Source organism: Paractinoplanes toevensis, from assembly GCF_018332695.1.
Classification (GTDB): Bacteria; Actinomycetota; Actinomycetes; order Mycobacteriales; family Micromonosporaceae; genus Actinoplanes; species Actinoplanes toevensis.
The window spans coordinates 1-22,009 of sequence record NZ_BOQN01000034.1 but is presented as its reverse complement, the minus strand read 5'-3'; the positions used below and the strand labels follow the sequence as shown (position 1 = coordinate 22,009).

The window sequence follows — 22,009 nt, the reverse complement described above, 5'->3', positions numbered from 1 at the left end:
TGATGTTGCGGTTGGTGACGGCGTCTCCCGTACCGGAAAGTGGGTTTGATTCTCGCGACCCCGACCTCGAAAGTGTCTAGACCTCGATGTGTGAGCCCATGATTACCGTGTGGTCGCGGGGCAGGGCGAAGTGCTCGGCCGCGTCGGCGGTGATGTAGGACGTGGCGATGAACAGGCGTTTTCGCCACAGCGCCATGGTCGGAGCGTCGCCCCGGCGCAGGGTGATCTTGGAGAGGAAGTAGGAGGCGTTCTCCAGGTCCAGGCGGCCCTCGGTCTGGGCCGGGTCGAGCAGGCGCAGCGCGGCGGGCACGTCCTGGGTGTCGGCGTAGCCGAAGCGCATCGTCACGAACATGATGCCGTCGTCGTCGTAGCCCAGGTCGTCCAGCGACACCCGCTCGGCGTCCGGCACCCGCGGGACCACCAGGGTCTCGATCGAGATGATCAGGACGTGTTCGTGCCGGACGTGGTTGTGCTCGACGTTCGCGCGCATGGCCAGCGGGGCGGACTGCATGCCACGGTTGAGGAACACGGCGGTGCCGGTCACCTTCGCGATCGTGCCGGCGCCGGAGCGCAGTTGCTCGATGAAGCCGGGCAGGGAACCCTCACGCTTCCTGCGCTCGGCCGTGACGATCACGCGGCCGCGCTGCCAGGTCGTCATCACGGTGAAGGCGATCAGGCCGATCAGCAGGGTCAGCCAGGCGCCGTGCAGCAGCTTGGTCAGGTTCGCCGCCACGAACAGCAGGTCGATCGCGACCAGAATCCCGGCCCCGGCCGCCAGCAGCCAGGGTGGGATCTTCCAGCGCCACTGGGCGATGTAGAAGAACAGCAGCGTGGTGATGGTGATCGTGGCGGTCACGGCCATGCCGTAGGCGTACGCGAGGGCGGCCGAGCTGCGGAACGCGAAGATCAGCGTGAGCACCGACACCAGCAGCAGCCAGTTGATCCACGGCACGTAGATCTGGCCGACGGCCGACTCGGAGGTGTGCGTGACCCGCAGCCGTGGCAGGTAACCGAGCTGGGCGGCCTGCGACGTCACCGAGTAGGCGCCGGTGATCACCGCCTGGGACGCGATCACCGTCGCGGCGGCGGCCAGGAGCACCAGCGGTAGCCGTAGCCAGTCCGGCGCGAGCAGGAAGAACGGGCCGCTGATGTTGCGCGGATCGTCGATGATCAGGGCGCCCTGGCCGAGGTAGCTCAGCACACACGCCGGGAAGACCAGGAACAGCCAGGCACGGCTGATCGCCCGGCGGCCGAAGTGCCCCATGTCGGCGTAGATCGCCTCGGCTCCGGTCACCGACAGGACGACCGCCGCCAGGGCGAAGAACGCGATGCCGAAGTGCCCGGCCAGGAAGGTCACCGCATACGTCGGCGACAGTGCCGCCAGGATCCCCGGGTGCCGGGCGATGCCGCCGATGCCGAGAACGCCGATCGTCCCGAACCAGACGATCATCACCGGACCGAAGACCTTGCCGACCGCGGCGGTCCCGCGCCGCTGCGGCAGGAACAGCGCCACGATGATCACCGCGGTGATCGGGACGACGGCCTCACCGAGGGACGGCTGGACGATCTTGAGGCCCTCGACGGCGGAGAGCACCGAGATGGCCGGGGTGATCATGCTGTCGCCGAAGAACAGGGAGGCGCCGAAGATGCCCAGGGCGGCGAGCCAGACGGCCAGCTTGCCGCCGTAGCGCGAACCGGACCGGCGGATCAGCGTGATCAGGGCCATCACGCCGCCCTCGCCGTCGTTGTCGGCGCGCAGGGCGAGCAGGATGTAGGTCACCGTCACGATGATCATGACGGACCAGAAGACCAGCGAGACCACGCCGTACACGTTGTCGGTGCTGACCGGCACCGGATGCGGGTCCTCCGGGTTGAAGACGGTCTGCAGGGTGTAGATCGGGCTGGTCCCGATGTCGCCGAACACCACGCCGAGCGCGCCGACGACGACCGCGAGCCGCACGCTGTCGTGCGGACTGGGATGCGCCACGACTCCTCCTCGGCCCGAATGTCACCAGAACGGACATTACGGGCCGAGGACCGGCTAATACCGGGAAATCAGCGGTGCCGCTGGACGGTGTCGGCGAGAGTCGATGCCTTCGCCCCGGCCGGCGCGGGGTACGGGTTGACGGTCCAGTCCGGGTGACCCGGCATCGGCGGGGTCTTGGTGCCGTAGAGCCACTCGGTCAGGAACGACGTCAGGTTCTGGCCGGACACCTTCGACGCGAGCCGGATGAAGTCGCCGGTCGAGGCCGAGCGGTCCTTGTACTTGGTGACCCAGGTCCGCTCGATCTGGGAGAACTTCGCGGCGCCCACCTTCTGCTGGAGGGCGTAGAGGACGAGCGCTCCCCCGTCGTACACGTTGGGGTTGAAGACGTCCCAGATCACGTCGGCCTTGAGCGGCTGCGCGGTCGGGCCGTAGCGGGCGCGCCGCTCGTCACCGCGGGCGTAGATGCTCTTGTACACGTCGTCGAGGTTGTCGTAGCCGGCGTAGTCCGGCAGGACCCCGGTCTCGAGGGCGTACTCGTACTCGTACCAGGTGGCGTGGCCCTCGTTCAGCCAGACGTCACTCCACTCCCACGGCGCGACGCTGTCACCGAACCACATGTGCGCCAGCTCGTGGGTGCCGACCGTGTCCAGCACGAACGACGGGAGGTTGAACCACCAGGTGTCGAACAGCGACAGCGTCTGGGTCTCCAGCGCGAAGCCCAGGGTGGCGTCGATGACCAGCGTGCCGTAGTTCTCGAACGGGTACCGGCCGACCTTGCCCTGCATGAAGTTGATCGCGTTGACCTCGTCGGCCGCCTTCGGCAGCAGCTCGGCGGCGAGGCGGCGCGGCACCACGTCCCGGACCGGCACGCCGCCGACCCTGCCGCGGCTGTAGGTGATGAAGTCACCGACCGCGACCTGGATCAGCTCGCTGGCCATCGGGTGGTTCTCCCGGTAGACCGAGACCACCTTGCCGCCGTGCTGCCGGGCGCTGACCTGCACGCCGTTGGCCGTGCCGGTCCAGCCGACCGGGTTGGTGATCCGGATCGTGTAGGTGGCCTTGTCGCGCGGGTGGTCGTTGCTCGGGTAGAGCTTGTGCGCCTCGTCCGGCTGGGCGGCCACGATGGTGCCGTCCGGGGTCTTCACGAAACCGGCCGGGGAGTCGGCGTTGGCCTCGATCGGCGTCGCCTTGAAGCCGGCCACCCGCACGGTGAACTTCCGGTGCGACGGCAGGGCCTTCTTCGGCGTGATGATCAGCTCTTCGCCGGAGCGGGCGAAGGCCGCGGGCTTGCCGTTCACCCAGACCTGGCCGACGGCGTCGCCGCCGAAGTCGAGGTCGAAACGGGAAAGATACTGCGTGGCGACCGCCGTGATGGTCACGTCGCCGGTGACCTGCTGAGCCGGATCCTTCTGCGGATAGGTCAGCGAAAGATCATAATTTTGTACGTCGTAGCCCCCGTTGCCGAGCAGCGGGTACAGCCGGTCGCCGAGCCCGGCAGCACCGGGAGTCGGACGATGCCCCGAAGCGGACGCGGGCCCGGCTGTGATCACCACGACACCGGCGAGGCTCAGGATCGTCGCCGATCCGAGCGCCACCAGGCGTGTTGGGACGTTACCCAATTCAGCTCTCATGGCGGCCGAGCGTAACAATATATCTAGATCAATCAGTACCACTTTTCGGCTGACCACCATCGATGATCAGAGGGGGGCGGTGCCCCCACTCACGCTGAGCCTCCCCCTCTGGTTCAGCGCGGCACCGCCCCCGGCTTGCCTATTCAGGTTCCCCTTTGTAAGGAGCGCGAGCCAGGGCGGAGACCGGTACTTCATCGGTACTTTCAGCGGTTCGGGCGGTGCCGGAGAACGCAGTCGCCGCACGTCCCGCCGCCCGGAATCCGGTAGTAGAGGCAGCAGTTGTTCCTGGTCAGAGCCCCCTGGCTGAAGGTGCCGGTGCCGGCCAGCGGCGGTAGCGCGAGCAGGCCCGCGACGAGAGTGCCGGCCCGGGCGCCGGCCGGCGGATCGACCCTGCTGATCATCGCGGCGGCGCCGGCCAGCGCCGAGCTGACATTTCCCCACAGAACCTGCGGGGACAGGCGGAAACGGGTGCGGCAGGTGGTCAGGACCGGCTCCAGGATCGCCTGGACGGCGATCCCCCGGAGGGCCTCCGGCGAGGCGGGCACGGTCGCGCTCATTACGCCGTACGCCAAGGGAAGCGGTCCCGCCGGCACCGGCCGCCACCACAGCGTGGTTCTCTCGGCCACCGGGATGCGGCCGGTGATCGCGGCCGCGCCCAGCAGCGGGGAGAGCACCCGCGCGGCGTAACCGAGGAACGCGACCGACGCGACCACGCGTTCCGGCACCGCCTCCTCGGCCAGCCCGCCCATCGCCGCCAGGGCCGACCGGGCCGCGGCGACCCGCTCGGCGAGCACGGCCGGGTCCGCCAGATCGGACCAGCGGCGCCAATCGGACAGGTCACCGGCCGGCTCCCAGCCGAAGTACGGGCCCAGCTCGGCCGCCCGGGCCAGCGCCGTCCCCGCTTCGACTCCGCTCACCGGTCGAGGGTAGTGGACGCCGATCGGAACTTGACCGGAACTTTGGGTACCGACCCTTGCTATCCCGCAAGTGACCACACCTGAGACCATTGCTGGACGTCGATGACGAAACCTCGTGGGGAGTTCCGTGTTCGCTGACCTGGTGCGCGCTCACCGTCGGCGACTCGGCATGACCCAGGAGGACCTGGCCGAACGGGCCGGAGTCAGCGTGCGCAGCGTCGGCAAGTGGGAGGCCGGCCGGATCGCGGCGCCGCGGATGTGGACGATGCGGCTGCTCGCCGACGCGTTCCGGCTCGAGGGCGCCGACCGGGAACGCTTCCTGCGCTCGGCCGCCGAGCCCGCGGTCGGCAACACCGAGATCACCCCGGCCCAGCTGCCGTCCGACCCGTCCGGCTTCACCGGCCGCGACCGCGAACTGGCCCGGCTCGACGAACTGCTGGCCGGCCCGGACCGGGCCGCCCGCGGCGTGATCATCTCGGCGGTGTCCGGCACCGCCGGGGTCGGCAAGACCACCCTGGCCATCCGCTGGGCGCACCGGGTGCGCGAGCGTTTCCCGGACGGCCAGCTGTACGTGAACCTGCGCGGCTTCGGGCCGGTCGGGCCACCGCTGCCGGCCACCGAGGCGCTGCGCGGGCTGCTCGACGGGCTCGGCGTGGCCCCGCAGCGGATCCCCGCCGACCTGGAGTCCCGGGCCGCGCTGTACCGCAGCGCGCTGGCCGGCAAGCGGATGCTGATCCTGCTCGACAACGCCGGCGACGCCGAGCAGGTCCGCCCGTTGCTGCCCGGCGTGCCCGGCTCGGTGGCGATCGTCACCAGCCGCGACCGGCTCGCCGGGCTGGCCGTCGCCGACGGCGCCCAGCTGCTGCTGCTCGACGTGCTCGACACCGAGGCCGCCCGCGAGCTGCTGGCCCGGCGGATCGGCGCCGACCGGGTCAAGGACGAACCGCGTGCGGTCGACGACATCGTGCGGTCCTGCGCCCGGCTGCCGCTCGCCCTGGCCATCGCGGCCGCCCGGGCCGCCGGCAACCCGCAGTTCCCGCTCACCGCCATCGCCGCCGAGCTGCGCGAGGCCCGCTCCCGGCTGGACGTGCTGGCCGGCCCCGACCCGGCCACCGACGTCCGCGGGGTGTTCTCCTGGTCGTACCGGAAACTCGGCCCGGACGCGGCCCGCCTGTTCCGCCTGTTCGCCCTGCACCCGACCCCGGTCGCCGGCGCTCCCGCGCTGGCCAGCCTGGCCGGCCTGCCGGCCCGGCGGATCCGCCCGGCGCTGCAGGAGCTGGTCGCCGCCAACCTGGTGTCCGAGCAGCTGCCCGGCCGGTACGGCAGCCACGACCTGCTCCGCGACTACGCCCGCGACCTGGCCGAGGAGATCGACTCGGACGCCGAGCGGGAGGCGGCCGCCCGGCGGGTGCTCGACCACTACCTGCAGTCCGCGCTCGCCGCCGACCAGTGCCTCAAAGCCTCGCGCAACCTCAGCGGCCGCCGCCCCACCGACGTCGTGCCCGGCGTGACCCCCGAGACGTTCGGCGGCGGCACCTCCGCGCTGGCCTGGTTCTCCGCCGAGCAGCCGGCCCTGCGCGCCTGCGCCGACCTGGCCGTCGCCGCCGGGCTGGACACCAAGGCCTGGTGGCTGGCCTGGGCGGTGCTCACCTACCTGGAACGACGGTGGGACCGGCGCAACTGGGTGACCTGGCAGATGCTCGCGGTCGCGGCGGCCGGGCGGGCCGGCGACATCCTGCTGCAGGCGGTCAGCCACTACAACGTCGGGTACGCGCACGCCGAGTTGGGCGACCTCGTCCAGGGCCGGTCGCACCTGACCACCGCCCTCGCCCTCTACCGGGAACTCGGCAACGTCACGGGCATGGCCGACGTACACCTGAATTTGGGAATTGTCGCCCGCCGGGAGGGCCGCTACGCCGAAGCCCTGCAGGAGGGCGGGCGGGCCCTGGAATTGTCCCGGTCGGACGGCGACCGGGTCGGCGAGGCGCGGGCCATGAACAACATCGGCTGGTGCTACCTGACGATGGGCGACAACCGGCAGGCCCTCGACTACTGCCGGCGGGCGGTCACCGTGCACGAGGCGGCCGGGAACCGGATGGGCGCCGCGCACTCGTGGGACAGCGTCGGGATGGCCCACTTCCGGCTCGGCGAGCTGACCGAGGCGGCGGCCTGCTACCGGCGGGCGGCGGCCGCGTTCCGTGACGAGCACGACCAGCAGTACCAGGCGATCGTCCTGTCCCACCTGGGTGACGCCGAGGAGGCGGCCGGGCGGCACCGGGCGGCCCGGGACGCCTGGCGCAACTCCCTGGCCATCCTCACCGAGCTGGACCACCCGGACGCCGACGAGGTGCGGACCAAGCTGACCGCCCGTGCGGTGCACTCCCAGGCCGGTTGATCCCTTTTGCTTTGATCATCGGCATGGAGTGGGTCGAGAACGTCGCGCTGCCCGGGCGCCGGGTGGTGTCGTCGCGCGAGCTGACCGGCGGGTACAGCAACCACAACGTGCTGGTCGAAACGGACGACGGCGGCCGGTTCGTGCTGCGGCGCTACCTCGGGACCAACCGGTGTGCGGTGGAGGTCGCGCTGGCCGCGCGGCTGCGCGGGGTCGTGCCGGTGCCCGAGGTGGTGGCCTTCTCCCCGTCCGATGGGCTGGTGCTCTCGGTCTTTGTGGACGGACATCCACCGTCGTCCGGTTACTCCGTCGGGGAAACACTCGCCCGGATCGGGTCGGTGTCGTTCGATGCGCCCGGGTTCTTCGGTTCCTCTTCGGACGGGCTTTCGCCGGACGGGTTCGAGCCCATCGGTGGCCTGGACGCGTTTGTCGAGCGCTGCCTGCGCACCGGGAACGCGGCCGGCTATTTGAGCGACGTGGAGCAGCAGTCGCTCCTGAAGTTCGCGGCGTCGGCCGACATATCCGATTTGTCGGGCAGTCATCAGCTCGTGCATGCCGACTACAACCCGAAGAACCTGCTTGCCTCCGGTGACCGGATCGTGGCCGTCCTGGACTGGGAGTTCGCGTTCAGCAGCTCGCCGCTCTTCGACGTCGGCAACATGCTGCGTGATCCCCGGCCGGCCGGCTTCGCCGACGACTTCCTCCGCGGCTTCCGGGACGGCGGCGGTGACCTGCCCGCGAACTGGCGGGAGCTCAGCCAGGCCCTCGACCTGTACTCGCTCGCCGACTTCCTCACCCGGCCGGTCGACCACCGGTACTTCGGGCGAGCCGTCACCCGGATCCGCGAGCTGGTGCGATGAGACGCCCGTACCCCCTGATCCTGGCCGCCCTGCTGGCCGGGTGCAGCACCCCCGCCCTGCCCGCTCCCCCGCCGGCGTCGCCGTCGGTCTCCGTCTCGGTCGCGCCCACCTGCCCGGCCGATGGCGTACGGGTGGAACTCGGCACCGGAGACGCGGCGGCCGGCCTGCGCGTCCTCGACTTCTTCCTGGTCAACTGCGGAACGGCGGTCGTCAAGGTCAAGGGCTACCCGGCCGTGCGCCTCCTCGACGAGCAGCGCCGCAACGTCTCGGTAAACATCCTGCAGGGCACCTACGTGATCACCGGGTCGGTTCCGGACTGGAACAAACCGCCGCGCGAGGTGGTGCTCCGGCCGGGCGAGCGGGCCACGGCCGTCGTCGCCTGGCGGAACACGTACGACAACCTCGCCGACCCGCCGGTCAACGCCACCCACCTGGAGATCACCCCCACCGCCGGCGGGACCGCCCAGGTGCTCACCCCGCGCGGCGACATCGACCTGGGCAGCACCGGCCGCATCGGGGTGAGCTCCTGGCAGCCTAGATCGGACCGCTGAACTGGGACTCGGCGTACCTCTGCCGGGCCTTTTCGGTGCGATCGGAGCGGAGGAATTCCGTCCAGGCCTGGTGTTCGTGGGCCACCGCGCCGAACTCCCACACGCACATCACGCCCCGGTGGGTGGTCTGCGGCATCAGGGTGAACGGACCGGCGTCGCTGATGTAGACGGTCTCCCACATCTCGTTGTTGCCCCGCCAGGTGCAGACCAGCAACAGGTGGACGTGCTCGCCGCTGAGGTGGTGGATGACGAAACCGACGTCCCCGGTGATCGCCAGCCGGCCCGCCGCGACCTCTCCGGCGAGGAAGGCCCGGGCCTCGGCCGAATCGATGCTCTGGTCCGCGCGGCACACCGCGTACCACTTCAGGTAGACGTCGGGCAGCACGAGCGGCGGACCGGGCGTGATCATCTTGGTGATGTGGCGGTAGTCCTCATCGACGTTCATGCCCGGGTGAACTCCATGATCCAGTTGGACTCCCAGGTCTGCCCGCCGTCGGCCGAGAACTCCTGCTCCCACCGCGCCGAGGTGGGCGTGATGCCGGACCAGATGTAGTGCGCCCGGATCGGCCTGCCGTCGTGGGTGTCGTCGCCGTAGAAGTCGCCGCGCCCATCGGTGAACGTGCCCACCACCGGCGGGAAGAGCAGCCCGGAGGTGCTGTTCGCCCAGTACAGCGACCAATGCTTCCGCTCGGTGTCGAACAGGCGCAGGGTGAAGCCGCGGGTGCCGAGCGTCGGGAAGTCGATCTCGTCGATGTTCCCGCCGCCCCCGAAGATCGGTTGGGAGGTCGACGTGCCGGGGAAGCTCCGCCAGTCGTCACTGCCGGCGAACAGCGTCGTCAGGCGGCGGTTGACCACGTTCCACGAGCCGATCAAGAAATCGAAGTCGTTCATGCCGGAGATCATCGCCGATTACCCCTGACAGGTTCTGTCAGCGGTCTGGCAGACTTCGGTGGATGCGCGCCGGCCGACTGCTGTCCCTGCTGCTGTTGCTGCAGAACCGCGGCCGGCTCAGCGCCGCCCAACTGGCGGCCGAGCTGGGCGTCACCAGCCGCACCATCTACCGCGACGTCGAGGCGCTGGGCGCGGCGGGCGTGCCGATCTACGCCGAGCACGGCCCGACCGGCGGTTACCAGCTCATGGACGGCTACCGCACGCGGCTGACCGGCCTGACCGCCGACGAGGCCGAGTCACTGTTCCTGACCGGCATGCCCCAGCCGGCCGCCGAGCTGGGCCTGGGCGCCCAGGTGGCCGCGGCCGAGTTGAAGCTGATGGCGGCCCTGCCCACCCCGTACCGCGAGGCGTCGATGCGGATCCGGCAGCGTTTCCACCTGGACGCCCCCGACTGGTACCGCGAACCCGACGCGGTGCCACACCTGCTCGCCGCGGCCGAGGCCCTCTGGCGCGACCAGGTGATCGAGGTGCGCTACCGCCGCTGGGCACCCCGGCCGGGCGAGGTGACCCGGCGGCTGCATCCGCTCGGCCTGGTTCTGAAGGCCGGCATCTGGTATCTGGTAGCGGCCGGCCCCCGCACCTACCGCGTGTCGTCCATCGTCGATCTGCGCCCGCTGCCCGAGACCTTCACCCGGCCGGACGGCTTCGACCTGGCCTCGTTCTGGCAGGGCAACGTCGAACGCTACGAGCAGACCGAGACCGCCGAGGTAGCGGTCATCCGCCTCTCGCCGCGGGGGGTCGCCGCGCTGCCCGGCATCATCGGCCCGAAGGCGGCCCGGGCGGCCACCCGGACACCCGCCGACGCTCACGGCTGGCAGCAGACCACCATCCCGCTGGAGAGCGTGCCGCACGCGGCCGCGACCCTGCTCCGGCTCGGCCCCGACGTCCAGGTCCTCGCCCCCGAACAGCTGGTCACCGAGATGACCGAAACCATCGAGGCAATGGCCCAGCTCTACCGCCCCCGCCCCGAAAGAATCCCGCCACCGTAAATCCTCCGGTGCAACCGTCGGTCGATCCGGCGGGGCAGGGCTGCTGGTCCCTTGGCAGGGAGCTCGGAAACGGTCACCCGGTCCTGGTCACATCGGCCGTTGCGGAGCAGGGTGCACGGCGTGTCCACCAACCAGTTGCACACGGAGCTGTTGCACCGCATGTTGGTCGCCCGTCACTTCGCCGAGCGCGGGGTCCCCGTACCCGTACTGGAAGATCTTGATTTTGTGATCGGCCTCGGTGAGGAAGCCGTGCTGATCGGGTTGTCGGCCGCGCTCGCGTCGACCGATGCCCTGGTGCGGCACCACCTGCCGGCGGATCACGCCGGCGTGCCCGGATCGCTGGTCGTTTGCGTTCATGAGCGGCCCGGCCGGCTCCCCGTGTCGTTCCGCCCGGCCCTCACGACCGAGGAGCCGGAGCCGGCCTCGGCCGAGGCGATCGACGGTCTCGACGTGGAGGCCGTGCTGGCCTGCGCGAGCCGCATCGCGCGGGCGGTGCGCTCCGGCGGTGGCACCGGGCTGATGGAGCTCGACGTGTCCGGGCCGGCCGATCCGATCGAGATCTTGACGGTACGGATGCGCGCCGCCCACGAACTGGATGACAACGCCCTGCGCGCCATCGACGGTCACGCGACCAGGCAGGTGCTCGCCGCTCTGCGGTAGGGGGCCGATCGGCCGTGACCTTGATCTTCCCGGTCCGTCGCTCTGCCCGCTCTGTTCCGCCTGGCCGGACTGATCGTCGCCCGGATCAAGCGCGGCGAGATCAGTCCGGAGGATGCCGACCGGGCGAAGATCTGATCAGACCGCGACGTCGATGTAGACGCGGTCGGACAGTTCGGCCACGTTGTACCTCTGCACGCCGCTGGCCCCGAGAGCGATCGAGACGTACCCTTCGTAGTCACCGACGACCGCGTAGGACATGATGCCGGCCAGGCCGGTGCGGTGGATCCCGGAAACGGTCGGGGTGCCGTCGGCGCGGTGCGCCTGAGCCGGGTGCAGCACGATCAGGATGAAGGCATATCCCGGCATCGACACCTTCTCGCCGGAACCGTCACGGCGAACCTCTTTGACGTATTTGGCCGAGTAACCGGGTAGGGCGCCGGGAATGTCGAGGACGAGACGGTCGTAGCCGTCCTGGTGCGCCGCATAGCGAATCCCGGTGATCACCGGGACCGGCGGAACCTTCGGCGTGTGGGTGACGGTGATCGGGCCGGTCCCCCAAGGAGACGTGGCCGGAGCCGCGATCTGCCGCGCCTCCGTCGTGCGTGAAGTCGTGGGTGAAGTCGTGGGTGAAGCGGAGCTGGGCGGCGGGCTGGTGGGTGTCGCCGTCGGCGACGGTTGAGCGCATCCGCCGACAACAGCGAGCGCGATGAGGAAGATGCCTGCTTTGGTTCCCTTCATGGCCGTGGCCTCCGTCGATAGTGCAGCGTGAGACCAGGCTAGGCATTGTTCACCGCGGTGTAGTCACGGTTTCGTGCCGTCACCGGGGGCGAACGAGTGGACGTAGGCCAGGGCCGCGTTCAGCGCCGCCCGGAGCGGGCGGGTGTCCCGCAGGGTCTGGCTGAGGAGTGACCCGCCCTGCAGGGCGGTGAGCAGGGCGAGCGACAGCTCGTCGAGGTCGGTGCCGGCGCGCAGTTCGCCTCGGTCCCGCATGGCCAGCAGGCTGGCGTTGAGCAGGGACTGCCACCGCAGGAAGCCGTTGCTGAGATCCGCGCGGGAGTCCTCGTCGGCGGCGCCCAGCTCCCCCGCCAGCGAGCCCAGCGTGCAGTCGCCGCGGCCGTCGTTCTGCTCCTGGCGCTCGATCGCCGCGTCGGCCCAGGCGCGCAGCGCGCCGAAACTGTCGAGGGTGCCCATCATCGGCTGGTCGGGGACGGGCGCCGCGTCGGCCTGGCGGGTAATGACCGCCCGGATCAGCGCCTGCTTGCTGTCGAAGTAGTGGTAGAGCTGCGAGCCGCTCACCCCGGCGGCCTTGCGGACGTCCTCGGTGCCGGTGCCCGCGACACCCTGCCGGGCGATGAGCTCGGTGGCCGCCTGCAGGATGCGCTCCCTCGTCGCCTGTCCTTTGCGGGTCAACCGTTGCGTCATGCGACCAGCCTAACGGAATGGGTTGCGCAACCCAAAAACCGTGCTAGAAATTGGGTAGCCCAACCCAGAAAGAGGTTTCCCATGTCCGACCTCAGCGGAAGAACCGCCCTCGTCACCGGCGCCACGGCCGGTATCGGCCGGGCCGTCGCGCTCCAGCTGGCCGCTCGCGGCGCCGACGTCGTCGTGCACGGCCGCGACCCGCACCGCGGCGCCGAGGTGGTCACCGAGATCGCCCGGACCGGCGGGCGGGCCCGCTTCGTGGCCGCCGACCTCACCGACGCCGACGAGGTCGCCCAACTGGCCGCCGAGGCCGGCGACGTGGACATCCTGGTGAACAACGCCGGCATCTACGCCTTCACCAGCACCCCGGACACCAGCGCGCAGAGCTTCGACCGGCACGTCGCGATCAACACCCGGGCCCCGTTTCTCCTGGTGGGCGCACTGGCACCGGGCATGGCGAAGCGCGGCCGCGGTGCCATCGTCAACGTCACGTCCACCGCGGCGACCTCGGCCGCGCCGGTCGGAGCGGCCTACGGCGCCTCCAAGGCCGCGGTGGAACTGCTCACCCGCTCCTGGGCCACCGAGTTCGGCGCGGCCGGCGTCCGGGTCAACGGCGTCTCGCCCGGCCCGGTGCGCACCGCCGGGACCGAGCGGATGCTGGGCGAGAACGTCGAGATCCTCGGGCAGGCCAACCTGCGCGGCCGGGTGGGCGATCCGGAGGAGATCGCCGAGGTCGTCCTCTTCCTGGTCGACGACCGCAGCAGCTACATCAACGGCACGGTCGTGGTCGCCAACGGCGGCGAGCGCAGCGCACTGCCCGGCTGAGCTTGATATTACGCTTGGCGATATATAACGCTGGGGGTAGCATCAGCCGTCATGCAGGAACCGACACTCACGAGGCAGGTGCGGCATTACCGGCGGTTGCTCCGGGCCTATCCGCGGGCCTATCGCGACCACCGCGGCAGCGAGATCATCACCACCCTGCTGGAGATGGCGGAGGACGGGCGCGGCCGGCCCGGCCTCCGGCAGACGCTCCACCTGGTTCTCGCCGGTCTGCGGCAACGCTTCCGGCTGCCGGCCCGCCGCCCGCTCGTGTGGGTGGCGGCCGTGCTGGCCGCGGCGGCGCTGGGCGCGGCTGGTTCCGCGGCCGGCACCCGGCTGGGCTGGCAGACCGCCGGTTCACTGCCGAGCGACCGCGAGTTGCGCGCGCTCAACGCCGCGATGACCGGCATGCCCGCCGACGCCGCCGTCTACCGCGAGGTGTCGGCGATGAAGGGCCCGCACGCGCTGGTGCGCGCGGACGGCGGCGGCGACGTCTCCCCCCAACGCCTTCGCGCCGCGCTGACCGCCGCCGGTTGGCATCTCACGTCGTTCGAGGAGCAGCAGGGTTCCCTGGTCACCGGCACCGACCTCAAGGGCCGCACCCCGATCAGCGGTGTCGACTATACGGCGACCAAGGGCTCGCTGAAGCTCGACGGTAACGGCTGGGCCATCACCGGCGAGGCCCGCCGGGGCGAGACCGTGACCGCGATGTACGGCACGGCCGTCTGGCCGCGTGAGGCGGCCGCGGTGCGCCCGCTGACGATCGGCGGGCTGCTCGCCGGCGCCCTCGCCGGGTGGCTGCTGGTGGCCGCGTTCGCCTACCGGGTGCGCCGGAGCGGATGGCCGGCCTCGGCGACGGCCACGGCCGCCTTCGCCGCCGCGGCTTGGCCGGCCCACCAGCTCTACCGCGAGGCGTACGACGTGATGATGTACGCCCACGGCTCCCCGTACCCATACGTCGTGCGCGGCCCGGTCGACAGCACCCTGCCCCTGGCCTGCGCCGTCATCGCCGTGCTGGCCATCGCGGTGGCCGCCGCGCTCGCCACCCGGCCGCGCCGTGATCCGGTGGCGGTGCCCGGCTAGTTTTCTGCGCATGACCCACGCCGGGCTCGAGATCACCGCCGACCTCGTCCGGGAGCTGGTCCACGACCAGCACCCGGACCTCGCCGATCGCCCGGTCCGGCTGGGTGCGCGCGGCTGGGACAACCAGTTGTGGCGCCTCGGCGACGACCTGGCCGTCCGGCTGCCCTGGGCGACCGGCTCGGCCGACGAGCTGCTGCGCAACGAGCGCACCTGGCTGCCCGGGCTGGCCCCGCGGCTTCCGCTGCCGGTTCCCGTTCCGCAGCGTTTCGGCGAGCCCTCCGCCCGGTTCCCCCGCCCCTGGCTGATCACCACCTGGGTCCCGGGCAGCCCGGCCGACCGGTTCCCGGTGACCCGCGGCGCCGACGCGGCCACCGCACTGGCCGCCTTCCTGACCGCTCTGCACCGGCCCGCCCCGGCCGGCGCGCCCACCGGCCGCGACCGCGGCGGCCCGCTGGCCGACCGGGCCGAGGGTTTCGCCCGCGGGGTCGCTGCCGCCACCGGGCGCGGCCTGATCGACGACCCGGACGCCGTCCGAGCCGTCTGGCACGACGCGGTCACCGCTCCCAAGTGGACCGGCCCGGCCATGTGGATCCACGCCGACCTGCACCCGGCCAACGTCCTCACCGCCGGCGGCACCCTGTGCGGCGTGATCGACTTCGGCGACCTGTGCGCCGGCGACCCGGCCTACGACCTTTCCGCCGCCTGGCTCCTGCTGCCGGACGACAGCGCCGCCGGCTTCCACGCGGCCTACCGCCCGGCTCCGGACGCCGCCACCCTGCGCCGCGCCCGCGGCTGGGCGATGGCCCGTGCCCTGAGCGGCATCCTCATCGGCGACGCCGGTGTGCGGGGCCTCCCCGGCGGCAAAGCGACCTGGGCCGCGCCGGCCCGCGCCGCCCTGCACCGGCTCATCGCGACGGATTCCCCGCCGGGTGCAACCTGAGGCCGGGTCGCGCGCCTCTGACTCTCGACGACGAAGGGGCCATTGCCTAGTGGATGCCGAAGACACCGAGAGTTTTCGGGAGTTCGTCGGGGTCCGGTTCGAACCGTTACCGGCCCTGGCCTACCTGACCTGCGGTGACTGGCAGGCCGCCGAGGACGCGGTGACCGGGGCGCTGGCGCGGCTCTACCTGCGCCGGAACCGCCCGCGCCGGTCTGGCCCTCCTTCAGCCAGGCGCCTCACCCGCCGTCACCTCGCCGATCTGCCCGATCTGCCGAACACACATCTCGGCTGGAACTGGAGGTCCCGGCGATCTTCCTCACCGATGAACTGGTCCTGGCATCGCTCAAGCCCGCCGAACCGCCGGACGATGTGGAGCAGCATGTGCTGCTTCGGCGCGAAGCCTCCGACACCGGTCGGGTCTTTACTATCGGACGGCTCCTACCCCGGCTCACCCGCCATCATGCGGAGAACACGCTACGGCTGTGGCAACTCGGAGACCGCCTCGATGGCCTGAAGCAGGTTCCCGAGCTGGTTGGAGAGCTGCCATGCGCCTTTCGCGGCCTCGTGACAGCCCCATATAACGCCGCCTGCTGCCGCTGGTCTTGCTGAAGTGGGTTACGGCTCCACGCGCGGCAAACATGACTTTTGTCAACCGTTCCTCTGACTCCGCTCACTGGGTTGAGCGTGCTCCGGCAACGAGGCTTATCGGTGAAAGCGGAAGCCTGACGGATCATTATCAGCAGGAGGAACGATGACACATCGGCAACGGCTATCGATGATCGTCGCCGCGTTGGTCGCGGCGTTGGGGCTCAGCTTCACGGGTGCCGGCGTGGCCAGCGCCGCCCCGCGGGCCGCGGCGGCCCCGTCGCCCGTGGCCGCCCTCGCCACACCGATCACCGGCACGGCCGACAACGGCTCCTTCGCCGGCACCTTCACGCCGTCGCAGTTCACCACCCAGAACGGCAACGTGCTCGCCACCGGCCTGCTCACCGGTACGGTCAGTGACTCGTCCGGCGCCCCCATCGGCACGGTCAGCCGCACAGTCAGCATGCCGGTGACCGTCGCCGCGGTGACGTGTCAGGTGCTGAACCTCGTGCTCGGCCCGCTACACCTCGACCTGCTCGGCCTGGTGGTCGACCTGAACCAGGTGCACCTCGTGATCACCGCCGTCCAGGCAGCCGGCAACCTGCTCGGCAACCTGCTGTGCGCCATCACCCACCTGCTCGACGGCACCCCCACCGCCGGTGGCCTGGCCGCGCTCCTCAACGCGATCCTGGCTCTACTCGGCCAGCTCTGACTCGTTCAGGCCCGGCCGGTACCTCCAACGCAGCCGCATCCCGCCAGATGCGGCTGCGTTGCCGTGTCATTGGAACCAGCCGGCACCCTCGGCCAGGCGCACCGCCTCCAGGCGATTGCGGGCGCCGGTCTTGCGGAGGATCGCCGACATGTAGTTGCGAACGGTGCCGGTGCTCAGGTGCAGCTCGGCGGCAACCTCGGTGGACGGCACACCCGACGCGGCGACGCTCAGCACGTTGAGCTCGCGCGGCGACAATGGACTGCGAGGCGCCGTCACCATCGCCACCGCCAGGCTCGCGTCGATGACCCGCTCACCACGCACCAGCCGGCGAATGCCGCGGACCAGCTCGCACGGGGCGGCCTGAGTGCCGACGACACCGTCGATGCGCAGGTCGAGCGCCCGGTTGAGTAGACCCGACTCGTCCGGGCCGGCCAGCACCAGGGTGGCGCAGTCGGGCTGCTCGGCGCCGAGCCGGGCAATCGTCGTCAGGCCGTCGCCGGCCAGCAGCGCGACATTGACCACGGCCACATCCGGCGGCACCGCGCGGGCCATGTCCAGCGCCTGGTCGAGGGTGCCGAGGTCGGCGACCACCTCGAAGTCTTCCTCCAGGGACAGCGTGGCGGTCAGGGCGCCACGCAGCAGATTCATGGGTTCGACGAGCAGGATGCGAATCACGATGGCCTCCCAGCCAGGGTCAAAGCTTCGGGACGGCCGAACTGATGCCGGCCGGTTTCCGGATCCCTGCGGGAGTCGATTCAGCTGGGAGGACCTGCATAGCGGACGGTACGTCCGCGCGCGACGACATCAGCGGGCAGCCGACCGCCGACCGCAGCGACGTCAGGCCGCCACGACGACGAGACCATGCCCGTCGCGGGGGTATTGCCGCCGCCGGAGTCATGCGCCTGGCCGGCGGGAGTGGAGCGATTGCCCGGCTGCCGCGCCGGGGCGGGAGAAGGCGCGGTCGGCTTCTGGGCCTGCGCCGCAGGCGACGTGGCCACGCCGGACAGCCCAGACCCCGAGGCGAGGGCCGGGAATTGTGGACCCACAAGTGACAAAAGCGATGGGTACGGCAATGAGGTGCCCAGCGAAGCCGCGGTTCGCGTCAAAACCGACGCCGGAGCCGGCGACAGCACCGGCAGTTGCGGCGACGACCGCGGCTGAACCTGAGCGAGGCCGGGCAACTGCGACCACGACGGCACCCCGACCTGCGGCCACGACGGCAGTTGAGCCTGGGACCACGGCGGGAGCTGGACCCACAGCAACGGCGGCAGCTGGGCCCGTGACGGCAACGGGAGCTGGACCTGCGGCAAGGCCGGCAGCTGGACCAGCAAGGACGGGAGCTGGATCTGCAGTCGCAACGGCAGTTGGGTCTGCGACTGACCGGGCAGCAGCGGCCGCGACGGCAGGTGGGCTTGCGGCGGGCTGGGCAGCTGGCGCGATGAGGACGGCTGCGGCAATGCCGGAAGCCCGGTCATCCGCCGATCGGTCGGCTCGGGCCGCGAGAGACGGTCGGCGGGGGACGACAGTTTTGGCCGGGTGATCGGGGTCCGGGCTGCGGCCACCGTGGTCCGGGCGGCCTGAGCGCCCGTGCCGGACACAGGCCGGCGGGGCTTCGGTGTCCGGACCTGCACCCGCTGGGCCCTCTCGCCGTCGCGGATGCTCTGCATCCGAGTCGCTTGAACCTTCGGGGCAGGGGTCTTCTTCGGCGCGTGGGCCTCGGGCGGGCGAACATCAGGCACCTCGATCGCCGGCAGATCGGTCCTCTGCGAGCTGGCCTTCGAAACGATCTCCCGCGAAGGGGTCGCCTTCGCCGCGGGCGCCTTGGAAACGGTGGCCCTCGAAGTGAGCGGCTTCGAAATGTTCGACTTCGGCTTTGGAGTGATCGGCTTCGGTTTTGCGATGGCCTTTGTGGCGTCGGCGGTCTTTGCCTTGATCGCAGTGATCGGATCTGAGGCCCCGGTTTGCATGGTCGGCTGTCCGATCGAACCGGCATCCGCTCGCGCCGCGTGGTCGAAGAGGCTCAGCCCCAGATACACCGCCACGGCCACGCCGAGCAGCACGAACAGGCGGACAACGCGCCGAGTTGCCTCGGGCGCACCGTCCTCTCCTGTCGAAATGCCGCTCCGCATTCAAACTTCAGTACCCATTCCTGACAGGCCGACACTGATCGATACGGGCGAATCTACGATCAAGCCGTCGCCGCGTACTCAGCCGGTGATCTTGAATTCACCCAGGCACCGTCAGAGGCGGTGTTCTTGTCGTCGGCTACGAACGACGCGCGGCCCCGGTACGGCTGGTTCTTCACCAGCGCGGCCTGCGGGCTGGGCGACGGTTCCCACGACGAAGCCGCCCTCGACCACCAGCTTCTCCAGGCTGCCGACCGTCAACAGGCGGGCCAGCGGCGCCCAGTTCGCGAAATCGTAGCGAGGCACGCGCCAGCTCCCACCGGACCGGTGATCAAGACGCGCGATTATCACCCACCCGCAGCCGATCGCGCCGCCCCATACCTGGGCAAACAACGGCGGAGACTCGCGCTGGACACGGCGGTGCTGGCTACCCGCACTTACCTGCCGCCGAGCGAGCGCGCTGCCCTGGAACGACCACACGGTGTGACCCCGACTCCGAGCTGCTCTCGGGGCGAGCTCGCGCTGATGGGTGGGCCTGACCGTGGCTTGGATAGTCGCTACGTTGGGCGTCATGGGGATACTCGGCCGCTTTGCCGGCGTGACGGTCGACTGCCAGAATCCGCGGAGGCTGGCCGATTTCTGGTCGGCGGTGCTCGGCGGACGAGTGACGGAGTCCCTCCCCGGCTGGCGGCGGGTGACTGTCGATGACGACACGCCGGTGTTGACGTTCCAGCCGGTACCAGAACCCAAAGTTGGCAAGGCGCGACTGCATCTGGACATCGCCGTCGCTGACGCCGACGAAGCGGTGGATCGGATCGAGGCCCTGGGCGGCCGGTGGACCAGCGAACGACACGACTACCCCGAAGGCATCGTCCTCGTCATGGCCGACCCGGAGAACAATGAATTCTGCGTCGTGCAGTACTACTACAAAATGTAGTATCTGCTGATCCGGGTGGCTCGATCGGTGCAGCTCAATGACTTGACCTGCCAGGAGTCGCCGTCCATTGGGCACTTACCGGTAGGAGCGGAAGGGGCGCAGGCTCGGCGTCGATCTCCGTTTGCCTACGAATCGAAGGTGGGTGAAGTGGATCAGTGGGCTGAGCTGCCGCGATGAAAGTTGTGCCGGTCGGGCGCCAAGGTGACCAGGCTGCCGCCGCACCGTCAATGTGCCCCGCAGCGGCTGGAGGTCGCCGCGGCGCAGACCACACAGCCCATTATCCGATCCGCGGGCGGGAATACGGTGGCCGTTACCGTCTACGTCTGCTCCCCCACAGACGTTGCCGCAGAACCGACCGGAGTCATCATGAATACCGTTCCATCCCCCAAAGAATCTGCACTTCGCGGCCGCGAGCCCACGAGGGCCATCGTCGCGCTGGTTCTCGGCCGGGCCACTGACGGCCCGCTATGACGCCGAAATCGGTACCCCGGGTGACGATCGCCGATCTTGGCGCCTGGCTGCTCAAGGGCAACGCCGACCAGGCCGACCTGGCCGGGCGCTTCGCCGCCGAACCACACGTGACCCAGTGGTGCGTCCAGCCCAGCTACCGCACCCGGCTCATGCGGGCCGGCCAGCCGGTGGTGTTCTGGGCCAGCGGCAGCCGACGACGCGATCTGGCGTACGGAATCTGGGGCTGCGGGCAACTGACCGGGCCGGCCCGGCAGGACCCGGCGGACGGCCGCTGGAAGGCCTCGCTGGAGCTGACCATCGCGCCGCCCACCGCCTGGGTGAGCCGGCAGGTGATCCGGGCCGACGCCGCCTTGGCGGATCTCGAGGTGCTGCGCCAGCCGCAGGCCGCCAACCCCTCCTTCCTCACCGCCGCACAATTCACAGTTGTCCGGCGATACCTATCCGGCTGAGACGCCGCAACACATGATCAGTCTCCTGACGACCCTGTTGGTTGCCGCGGCCGCGGTTGTGGTCGAGGTCCTTGATTTCTGGCACACGGCCCACGGTCCGCCGGCACTGCTCGTCTGCCGATCAGTGGAGCCGGGCGATCGGACTGGCCTCGAGGCTCTCGAGCAGAGCCGCCGGGTCCTCGTAGGTCGCCACCGCACCCCGGCTCTCCAACTCGGCCGCGCTGGTACCGCCGCAGGTCAGCCCGATGCAGGGGATGCCAAGCCGGGCAGCCGCCTCGACGTCCCAGACGGAGTCACCCACGAACACGCACTGTTGCGCGTCGACGCCGGACTGATCCAACGCCGCTTGCAGAATGTCGGGTGCGGGCTTGCTCTGCTTCGCATCGTCCGAGCTGGTCGCCGCGGCGATCACGTCGTCGGCATCGATGACCCGGCGCAGCGTCTCCAGCTCGTCCTTCTTCGCCGAACTGGCCAGAACCACCGCCAGTCCGCGTTCCGCACACGCCCGCAGGAGGTCAGCGGCGGCCGGCAGCGGCCGTAACTGCTCCCACCACGGCTGGTAGAACTCGTCGTGGGCGTCGGCGATCCCCTCCTCGGCGGCATCGCCCAGCAGGTGGTCCAGCAGCATGTCGGAGCCCATGCCCACGGCCCGGTGCACCTCGGCCATCGGCACGTCGTGCCCGTACCGCCGCAGGGCCTGCCACCAGGCCACTGCGTGGAGATAGGTGCTGTCGACCAGAGTGCCGTCAACGTCGAAGAGGATTCCCGATCGGCTCACAGCGGCCGGTTACCCAGGTTGTCGCCACCCAACCGCCGGGTGTTTGAGTCGCACGACTGGCGGTATCCCGGTGTGGTGAGGAGACGTCATGAGTCTCGTACGAGTTCGTGGTGGTCGCCAACCGCCTCCCGGTCGACGAGGTGACCGCGGAGGACGGCAGTCTCAGCTGGCGCGGAGCCCCGGCGGGCTGGTCAGCGCGCTGCAACCGATCGTGCGGCGGCAGGGCGGGGCCTGGGTCGGATGGACCGGTCAACCGGGTGACGCGCCGGAGCCGTTCGACACCGACGGCATGCACCTGCGCCCGGTCGCCTTGAGCGAGGACGACGTCGACCAGTATTACGAGGGCCAGTCCAACGGCACCATCTGGCCGCTGTTCCACGACGCCGTCGAGCAGCCGACCCACCGCCGGCCGTGGCGTCAGGCCTACGAGGCGGTGAACCGCCGGTTCGCCGAGGCGGCCGCGCAGCTCGCCGCGCCGGACGGCACCGTGTGGGTCCACGACTACCAGCTGATGCTGGTGCCGGCCATGCTCCGCGAGTTGCGGCCGGACCTGCGCATCGGGTTCTTCCTGCACATCCCGTTCCCGCCGGTCGAACTGTTCATGCAGCTGCCCCGCCGACGGCACCGTGTCCAACGACGACGTGGTGCTGGTGCAGGTCGCCACCCCGAGCCGGATGCGGGTCCTGGAGTACCAGGAGTTGCGGGCCCGGGTGGAGCGCGAGGTAGGCCGGATCAACGGCGAGTAC

The 22,009-nt window shown here is 70.5% G+C and carries 25 protein-coding genes and 1 pseudogene; 15 read left to right on the top strand and 11 right to left on the bottom strand.

The features are described from left to right. Window positions 1–76: 76 nt before the first annotated feature. The 3 genes from Ato02nite_RS12370 to Ato02nite_RS12360 form a co-directional block, all read right to left on the bottom strand. Complete coding sequence (locus Ato02nite_RS12370) at window positions 77–1,987, bottom strand: potassium transporter Kup (protein WP_213006614.1); 1,911 nt, start codon at window positions 1,985–1,987, stop codon at window positions 77–79. A 68-nt stretch (window positions 1,988–2,055) separates the two neighbouring features. Continuing rightward, complete coding sequence (locus Ato02nite_RS12365; RefSeq protein ID WP_246606703.1) at window positions 2,056–3,618, bottom strand: M1 family metallopeptidase; 1,563 nt, start codon at window positions 3,616–3,618, stop codon at window positions 2,056–2,058. A gap of 203 nt (window positions 3,619–3,821) precedes the next feature. Beyond that, on the bottom strand, window positions 3,822–4,535 hold the full coding sequence (locus Ato02nite_RS12360; protein ID WP_246606693.1) for a (2Fe-2S)-binding protein: 714 nt from the start codon (window positions 4,533–4,535) through the stop codon (window positions 3,822–3,824). A gap of 127 nt (window positions 4,536–4,662) precedes the next feature. On the opposite strand from Ato02nite_RS12360, the gene Ato02nite_RS12355 reads away from it, so the two are divergent. The 3 genes from Ato02nite_RS12355 to Ato02nite_RS12345 are packed head-to-tail and all read left to right on the top strand — an operon-like array spanning window position 4,663 to window position 8,338. Beyond that, a complete protein-coding gene (locus tag Ato02nite_RS12355; RefSeq protein WP_213006612.1) occupies window positions 4,663–6,930 on the top strand; it encodes an ATP-binding protein in 2,268 nt (755 codons plus the stop codon). A 23-nt stretch (window positions 6,931–6,953) separates the two neighbouring features. After that, window positions 6,954–7,787: a phosphotransferase family protein gene (locus Ato02nite_RS12350; protein WP_213006611.1), complete on the top strand. Its 834-nt coding sequence runs from the start codon at window positions 6,954–6,956 to the stop codon at window positions 7,785–7,787. Next, window positions 7,784–8,338, top strand: coding sequence for a DUF4232 domain-containing protein (locus Ato02nite_RS12345; protein WP_213006610.1), 555 nt, complete (start codon window positions 7,784–7,786; stop codon window positions 8,336–8,338). Before Ato02nite_RS12350 ends, Ato02nite_RS12345 begins: the two co-directional genes overlap by 4 nt. Here the strand turns inward: Ato02nite_RS12345 and Ato02nite_RS12340 are convergent. After that, window positions 8,322–8,783, bottom strand: coding sequence for a hypothetical protein (locus tag Ato02nite_RS12340; protein ID WP_213006609.1), 462 nt, complete (start codon window positions 8,781–8,783; stop codon window positions 8,322–8,324). The two genes, Ato02nite_RS12345 and Ato02nite_RS12340, sit on opposite strands and share 17 nt — an antisense overlap. Continuing rightward, complete coding sequence (locus Ato02nite_RS12335) at window positions 8,780–9,229, bottom strand: hypothetical protein (RefSeq protein ID WP_246606691.1); 450 nt, start codon at window positions 9,227–9,229, stop codon at window positions 8,780–8,782. The genes Ato02nite_RS12340 and Ato02nite_RS12335 overlap by 4 nt, the downstream gene beginning before the upstream one ends. Before the next feature lie 62 nt (window positions 9,230–9,291). Between Ato02nite_RS12335 and Ato02nite_RS12330 the strand changes: the two genes are divergently transcribed. Then, window positions 9,292–10,278 (top strand): helix-turn-helix transcriptional regulator, encoded by a 987-nt coding sequence (locus Ato02nite_RS12330; protein WP_213006607.1) that lies wholly within the window; start codon window positions 9,292–9,294, stop codon window positions 10,276–10,278. Window positions 10,279–10,398: 120 nt separating this feature from the next. Further along, window positions 10,399–10,938, top strand: a complete 540-nt coding sequence (locus tag Ato02nite_RS12325; protein WP_213006606.1) for a thiamine pyrophosphate-dependent enzyme — start codon at window positions 10,399–10,401, stop codon at window positions 10,936–10,938. A 135-nt stretch (window positions 10,939–11,073) separates the two neighbouring features. Here the strand turns inward: Ato02nite_RS12325 and Ato02nite_RS12320 are convergent, their stop codons facing one another. Then, on the bottom strand, window positions 11,074–11,442 hold the full coding sequence (locus Ato02nite_RS12320) for an AMIN-like domain-containing (lipo)protein (RefSeq protein WP_213006605.1): 369 nt from the start codon (window positions 11,440–11,442) through the stop codon (window positions 11,074–11,076). Between Ato02nite_RS12320 and Ato02nite_RS12315 the strand changes: the two genes are divergently transcribed. Further along, window positions 11,435–11,617, top strand: coding sequence for a hypothetical protein (locus Ato02nite_RS12315; protein WP_213006604.1), 183 nt, complete (start codon window positions 11,435–11,437; stop codon window positions 11,615–11,617). The genes Ato02nite_RS12320 and Ato02nite_RS12315 overlap by 8 nt on opposite strands. A 122-nt stretch (window positions 11,618–11,739) precedes the next feature. Here Ato02nite_RS12315 and Ato02nite_RS12310 read toward each other — a convergent pair whose 3' ends face one another. Then, a complete protein-coding gene (locus Ato02nite_RS12310) occupies window positions 11,740–12,360 on the bottom strand; it encodes a TetR/AcrR family transcriptional regulator (protein WP_213006603.1) in 621 nt (206 codons plus the stop codon). A gap of 81 nt (window positions 12,361–12,441) precedes the next feature. Between Ato02nite_RS12310 and Ato02nite_RS12305 the strand changes: the two genes are divergently transcribed. The 5 genes from Ato02nite_RS12305 to Ato02nite_RS12285 all read left to right on the top strand — a co-directional run bounded on the left by Ato02nite_RS12305 (window position 12,442) and on the right by Ato02nite_RS12285 (window position 16,502). Continuing rightward, a complete protein-coding gene (locus tag Ato02nite_RS12305; RefSeq protein ID WP_213006602.1) occupies window positions 12,442–13,185 on the top strand; it encodes an SDR family NAD(P)-dependent oxidoreductase in 744 nt (247 codons plus the stop codon). A 51-nt stretch (window positions 13,186–13,236) separates the two neighbouring features. After that, on the top strand, window positions 13,237–14,265 hold the full coding sequence (locus Ato02nite_RS12300) for a hypothetical protein (RefSeq protein ID WP_213006601.1): 1,029 nt from the start codon (window positions 13,237–13,239) through the stop codon (window positions 14,263–14,265). A gap of 10 nt (window positions 14,266–14,275) precedes the next feature. Continuing rightward, the gene (locus Ato02nite_RS12295; protein ID WP_213006600.1) at window positions 14,276–15,205 is read left to right on the top strand and encodes an aminoglycoside phosphotransferase family protein; all 930 of its coding nucleotides are present in this window, start codon (window positions 14,276–14,278) and stop codon (window positions 15,203–15,205) included. Between the two features lie 49 nt (window positions 15,206–15,254). Next, complete coding sequence (locus Ato02nite_RS51550) at window positions 15,255–15,719, top strand: RNA polymerase sigma factor (RefSeq protein ID WP_246606681.1); 465 nt, start codon at window positions 15,255–15,257, stop codon at window positions 15,717–15,719. Between the two features lie 237 nt (window positions 15,720–15,956). After that, on the top strand, window positions 15,957–16,502 hold the full coding sequence (locus Ato02nite_RS12285; protein ID WP_213006599.1) for a hypothetical protein: 546 nt from the start codon (window positions 15,957–15,959) through the stop codon (window positions 16,500–16,502). Between the two features lie 66 nt (window positions 16,503–16,568). Here the strand turns inward: Ato02nite_RS12285 and Ato02nite_RS12280 are convergent, their stop codons facing one another. From Ato02nite_RS12280 to Ato02nite_RS12270, 3 genes are all read right to left on the bottom strand, one after another. Next, window positions 16,569–17,177, bottom strand: a complete 609-nt coding sequence (locus Ato02nite_RS12280; protein WP_213006598.1) for a response regulator transcription factor — start codon at window positions 17,175–17,177, stop codon at window positions 16,569–16,571. A gap of 80 nt (window positions 17,178–17,257) precedes the next feature. Further along, complete coding sequence (locus tag Ato02nite_RS12275) at window positions 17,258–18,631, bottom strand: hypothetical protein (RefSeq protein WP_213006597.1); 1,374 nt, start codon at window positions 18,629–18,631, stop codon at window positions 17,258–17,260. Between the two features lie 111 nt (window positions 18,632–18,742). Then, window positions 18,743–18,934, bottom strand: coding sequence for a hypothetical protein (locus tag Ato02nite_RS12270; protein WP_213006596.1), 192 nt, complete (start codon window positions 18,932–18,934; stop codon window positions 18,743–18,745). A gap of 265 nt (window positions 18,935–19,199) precedes the next feature. On the opposite strand from Ato02nite_RS12270, the gene Ato02nite_RS12265 reads away from it, so the two are divergent. Both Ato02nite_RS12265 and Ato02nite_RS12260 read left to right on the top strand, forming a co-directional pair. After that, the gene (locus tag Ato02nite_RS12265; RefSeq protein ID WP_213006595.1) at window positions 19,200–19,565 is read left to right on the top strand and encodes a VOC family protein; all 366 of its coding nucleotides are present in this window, start codon (window positions 19,200–19,202) and stop codon (window positions 19,563–19,565) included. A gap of 467 nt (window positions 19,566–20,032) precedes the next feature. Continuing rightward, window positions 20,033–20,485 carry a hypothetical protein gene (locus Ato02nite_RS12260; RefSeq protein ID WP_213006594.1) on the top strand — a complete coding sequence of 151 codons (453 nt, stop codon included), beginning with the start codon at window positions 20,033–20,035 and terminating at the stop codon, window positions 20,483–20,485. Between the two features lie 121 nt (window positions 20,486–20,606). On the opposite strand, the gene Ato02nite_RS12255 is transcribed toward Ato02nite_RS12260, so the two are convergent. After that, window positions 20,607–21,263 (bottom strand): HAD family hydrolase, encoded by a 657-nt coding sequence (locus Ato02nite_RS12255; protein WP_246606679.1) that lies wholly within the window; start codon window positions 21,261–21,263, stop codon window positions 20,607–20,609. A gap of 107 nt (window positions 21,264–21,370) precedes the next feature. On the opposite strand from Ato02nite_RS12255, the pseudogene Ato02nite_RS12250 reads away from it, so the two are divergent. Both Ato02nite_RS12250 and Ato02nite_RS53240 read left to right on the top strand, forming a co-directional pair. Then, a pseudogene (locus Ato02nite_RS12250) lies at window positions 21,371–21,912 on the top strand (trehalose-6-phosphate synthase); the annotation flags it as partial. A 25-nt stretch (window positions 21,913–21,937) separates the two neighbouring features. Then, window positions 21,938–22,009: hypothetical protein (locus Ato02nite_RS53240; protein ID WP_438873037.1), on the top strand; the 72-nt coding region annotated here is incomplete at its 3' end.

Excerpts from the sequence above, each read along its gene's own strand:
- Ato02nite_RS12365 (WP_246606703.1), bottom strand. The coding sequence starts at position 3,618 with ATGAGAGCTGAATTGGGTAACGTCCCAACACGCCTGGTGGCGCTCGGA.
- Ato02nite_RS12350 (WP_213006611.1), top strand. The coding sequence starts at position 6,954 with ATGGAGTGGGTCGAGAACGTCGCGCTGCCCGGGCGCCGGGTGGTGTCG.
- Ato02nite_RS12345 (WP_213006610.1), top strand. The coding sequence starts at position 7,784 with ATGAGACGCCCGTACCCCCTGATCCTGGCCGCCCTGCTGGCCGGGTGC.
- Ato02nite_RS12340 (WP_213006609.1), bottom strand. The coding sequence starts at position 8,783 with ATGAACGTCGATGAGGACTACCGCCACATCACCAAGATGATCACGCCC.
- Ato02nite_RS12335 (WP_246606691.1), bottom strand. The coding sequence starts at position 9,229 with ATGAACGACTTCGATTTCTTGATCGGCTCGTGGAACGTGGTCAACCGC.
- Ato02nite_RS12330 (WP_213006607.1), top strand. The coding sequence starts at position 9,292 with ATGCGCGCCGGCCGACTGCTGTCCCTGCTGCTGTTGCTGCAGAACCGC.
- Ato02nite_RS12310 (WP_213006603.1), bottom strand. The coding sequence starts at position 12,360 with ATGACGCAACGGTTGACCCGCAAAGGACAGGCGACGAGGGAGCGCATC.
- Ato02nite_RS12305 (WP_213006602.1), top strand. The coding sequence starts at position 12,442 with ATGTCCGACCTCAGCGGAAGAACCGCCCTCGTCACCGGCGCCACGGCC.
- Ato02nite_RS12300 (WP_213006601.1), top strand. The coding sequence starts at position 13,237 with ATGCAGGAACCGACACTCACGAGGCAGGTGCGGCATTACCGGCGGTTG.
- Ato02nite_RS12295 (WP_213006600.1), top strand. The coding sequence starts at position 14,276 with ATGACCCACGCCGGGCTCGAGATCACCGCCGACCTCGTCCGGGAGCTG.
- Ato02nite_RS12285 (WP_213006599.1), top strand. The coding sequence starts at position 15,957 with ATGACACATCGGCAACGGCTATCGATGATCGTCGCCGCGTTGGTCGCG.
- Ato02nite_RS12275 (WP_213006597.1), bottom strand. The coding sequence starts at position 18,631 with ATGCGGAGCGGCATTTCGACAGGAGAGGACGGTGCGCCCGAGGCAACT.
- Ato02nite_RS12265 (WP_213006595.1), top strand. The coding sequence starts at position 19,200 with ATGGGGATACTCGGCCGCTTTGCCGGCGTGACGGTCGACTGCCAGAAT.
- Ato02nite_RS12260 (WP_213006594.1), top strand. The coding sequence starts at position 20,033 with ATGACGCCGAAATCGGTACCCCGGGTGACGATCGCCGATCTTGGCGCC.